At 57.3% G+C, this 593-nt stretch carries 2 protein-coding genes; both read left to right on the forward strand.

What is annotated here, in order from left to right:
* The first annotated feature begins 45 nt into the window (after positions 1 to 45).
* Positions 46 to 252 carry a phage head-tail joining protein gene (locus tag K0778_RS27040; RefSeq protein WP_000198149.1) on the forward strand — a complete coding sequence of 69 codons (207 nt, stop codon included), beginning with the start codon at positions 46 to 48 and terminating at the stop codon, positions 250 to 252.
* On the forward strand, positions 249 to 593 hold a 345-nt coding region (locus K0778_RS27045), incomplete at its 3' end, for a phage portal protein (protein WP_153449244.1). The genes K0778_RS27040 and K0778_RS27045, both read left to right, overlap by 4 nt.

Below are 593 nucleotides of genomic sequence, written 5' to 3' on the forward strand. Positions count from 1 at the left end.
GAAAACACTGGCAGATTACGCCCGTGCCTTATCCGGAGAGGATGAATGACGCGACAGGAAGAACTTGCCGCTGCCCGTGCGGCACTGCATGACCTGATGACAGGTAAACGGGTGGCAACAGTACAGAAAGACGGACGAAGGGTGGAGTTTACGGCCACTTCCGTGTCTGACCTGAAAAAATATATTGCAGAGCTGGAAGTGCAGACCGGCATGACACAGCGACGCAGGGGACCTGCAGGATTTTATGTATGAAAATGCCCACCATTCCCACCCTTCTGGGGCCGGACGGCATGACATCGCTGCGCGAATATGCCGGTTATCACGGCGGTGGCAGCGGATTTGGAGGGCAGTTGCGGTCGTGGAACCCACCGAGTGAAAGTGTGGATGCAGCCCTGTTGCCCAACTTTACCCGTGGCAATGCCCGCGCAGACGATCTGGTACGCAATAACGGCTATGCCGCCAACGCCATCCAGCTGCATCAGGATCATATCGTCGGGTCTTTTTTCCGGCTCAGTCATCGCCCAAGCTGGCGCTATCTGGGCATCGGGGAGGAAGAAGCCCGTGCCTTTTCCCGCGAGGTTGAAGCGGCATGG

It is taken from the genome of Escherichia sp. XD33, assembly GCF_019375075.1.
Lineage (GTDB): Bacteria > Pseudomonadota > Gammaproteobacteria > Enterobacterales > Enterobacteriaceae > Enterobacter > Enterobacter flexneri_A.

What these genes read in the sequence shown, in the direction of transcription:
- K0778_RS27040 (WP_000198149.1), top strand. Translation starts at nt 46, where the DNA reads ATGACGCGACAGGAAGAACTTGCCGCTGCCCGTGCGGCACTGCATGAC.